Source organism: Paracoccus sp. J56, assembly GCF_019633685.1.
Classification (GTDB): Bacteria; Pseudomonadota; Alphaproteobacteria; order Rhodobacterales; family Rhodobacteraceae; genus Paracoccus; species Paracoccus kondratievae.
Map to the genome: position 1 here is coordinate 1 of NZ_JAFL01000068.1, position 2,357 is coordinate 2,357.

A 2,357-nucleotide genomic window follows, 5' to 3' on the forward strand; every position below is an offset into this window, starting at 1 on the left:
ATGGCCCGCCGAAGACGCTCTGCAACCGCTGGAAGCGGTGGAACCGGATGGGCGTGTTCGCCACGATCATGACCGAACAGGCTGCCGAAGCGCAGAAGACCGGGATCGAGACGGGTATTTCGCCGTGCATCCCCTCCCGCACCGGCCGGAAAACCTCGATCCCGCATGACACCGGGCTCTACCGCCTGCGCCACCGGATCGAGAACATGTTCGCACGCCTCAAGGACTGGCGCCGCATCGGAACCCGATACGACCGATGCCCGATCCTGTCCCTCTCCGCCTGCGCCCTGGCCGCAAACGTCATATAGTGGTTGTGAGCCCTGATTCTAGCGGCCGCAAAAAGCGGGCATCAAGCTCACAAGACCACCGCCTCCTTCCAGATAATAAATTTCCCCTGCCCGTAAGATTTGGCTTTGTAAAGAGCTTTATCGGAAAATTCGAGTAATTTCTCGCGGCAATTTCCTTGCAGATCGTCCGGGATGGCTATCCCGATGCTGGCTGAAACTTTTCCTAGAATAGACGGTAATTTTATCGCCTCAATTTTTGTGATAATCCGCTTGGATATTTTCTGTATTTCTGAGTGGGGTTCTGGGGTGAATATTAAAAGAAGGAATTCATCTCCACCAACCCGGAAAACTTTATCACCTGCCCTGACCTCTTCGGTAAGGATAGTGGAAACCTCTATTAAAATTCTATCACCGGCCGAGTGACCTAGTAGATCATTGACTTCTTTGAAGCTGTCGAGATCAAGGTGAAGGAGGGCAAAGGGGTGGATTTTTCTTCTCTCAAAAGCCGCAGAGAACTCAGAGTCGAATCCTCGTCTGTTCAGGAGGCCAGTTAACGGGTCGGTAATAGAGAGAATTTGCGCCTGATTTCGCGCTGCTTCCAGATATGTGTTTGCCCGAGCAAGCTCTGATAAAACTGCTAAGTTTGCTTCGTGAAGAAACAGGAACTCCATGGCAAGATCTGAAGGAGAGAAATCTGTGCTGGTTAAATTATATTCTTGAACTGCAGATGAGAGATGTACGCCAAATCCCAAATTTATAATAGAAATATTTTGCGATATTTTTATACTTTGCCCCCTTAGGGGAAGGGCGGGGTCGCCATTAATGCGCAGAAGAAATCTTTCTGCGGATGGATTTCCTGAAAATATCTGACTCAGGAAATATTTCACACATGATTCATCTTGGAATAAAAACATTTCATCAATTTTTGATACATTTCCCAGAATTTTTGCTAGAATTTTTCCACATGAATAAACCCTGCCCTCCGGGTCCACTGCGAGATGCATGGGCATAAGTTTCCCGAGATCTCCTGAGTTGATTTTCAAACTCATCACGTGTCTCCATGTAACGGCGAGAGTGCAAAGTGCCGCTTTCCGACATAATTGGAAATTGCCACAGCGACCTTAATGCGGTCACGTTTTACTGTGATAATAGCAAGGGTGCCATAATCATCGGCCATTCCTCGCAAAATACCAGCTATCACTCGTAGCAGGCCAGGTTCTCTCTTACTGGTGGTGATCTGATAAAGTTTGGTTGCAAGTAATTCTGTTTCCAGATCGGGAACATCAAGACTGGGGATGATCAGCCGAATGCGATCGGGTAGCTCTCCTAAAGACTCTGTAAATTCTTCAAAGCTTGACCCGCTGAATCGTAGCAGGCGACGGATCTTTTCCTGCCGGGTCAGCCACGATCCCATATCCTCTAGAAACTCGTTTACCGATTTTTCAAGTATTTTGGCAGATGTGATCACTATTGAATATGTAATATTGTCCGAGACTTCGTTCCAGGTAAGAAAACTGTCGGCTTTTATCCCGACCTTGGTTACGACCTGATTCCAAGTATCTCTGTCGTAGTTACTGCAGATAAAAGCTTCGATGCAGCGATTGATTAATCCGTGCATTTTCTCAGTACCGTGCTTTATTTATTTAAGAGGAGCTACTGCTCCAGAATCGTTTTTGGGGGGATGTTTCAGTGGAAATAATCTCTAATCTGTTCTGGTGGAGATATATTGCTGTAGCGCCATGGATGCGAAGATAGTCAGTATCTACGATCAGGCACCCTTCTTTGGACGTCTTCCCGTCTGATAGTCTTCCGGTAATCACAACAATTTCCTGATTCTGGCAGAACGTACCAGAATTCTGCTCAGCAGAACTTTTCGTCAAATGGCGGATAAGCAGTGGGTTTGCACTCTGAGTTAGCTTGGCTACGCGGTTTGATGCTTCGCCGCGCCAAAGCTGATGGGCTGCGGCCTGAACTTGTGAGGTGGTGCCGGTTTCTGAGACAGGGGCATAAGGTGGATCGACCGATGAAAAGGACGATCCAGCATGAAGACACGCAGACGGTTTACGGCCG

The 2,357-nt window shown here is 47.9% G+C and carries 2 protein-coding genes and 2 pseudogenes; 1 reads left to right on the forward strand and 3 read right to left on the reverse strand.

The genetic code is table 11. The features are described 5' to 3' along the window. A pseudogene (locus M511_RS18960) lies at positions 1-308 on the forward strand (hypothetical protein); the annotation flags it as partial. Between the two features lie 47 nt (positions 309-355). Here M511_RS18960 and M511_RS18965 read toward each other — a convergent pair. The 3 genes and pseudogenes from M511_RS18965 to M511_RS18975 form a co-directional block, all read right to left on the reverse strand. Beyond that, positions 356-1,336 carry a GGDEF domain-containing protein gene (locus tag M511_RS18965; protein WP_085503261.1) on the reverse strand — a complete coding sequence of 327 codons (981 nt, stop codon included), beginning with the start codon at positions 1,334-1,336 and terminating at the stop codon, positions 356-358. Further along, positions 1,336-1,905, reverse strand: a complete 570-nt coding sequence (locus tag M511_RS18970; RefSeq protein WP_085503263.1) for a heme NO-binding domain-containing protein — start codon at positions 1,903-1,905, stop codon at positions 1,336-1,338. Before M511_RS18970 ends, M511_RS18965 begins: the two co-directional genes overlap by 1 nt. Positions 1,906-1,930: 25 nt before the next feature. Then, a pseudogene (locus M511_RS18975) lies at positions 1,931-2,357 on the reverse strand (hypothetical protein); the annotation flags it as partial.

Excerpts from the sequence above, each read along its gene's own strand:
- M511_RS18970 (WP_085503263.1), bottom strand. The coding sequence starts at position 1,905 with ATGCACGGATTAATCAATCGCTGCATCGAAGCTTTTATCTGCAGTAAC.
- M511_RS18965 (WP_085503261.1), bottom strand. The coding sequence starts at position 1,336 with ATGAGTTTGAAAATCAACTCAGGAGATCTCGGGAAACTTATGCCCATG.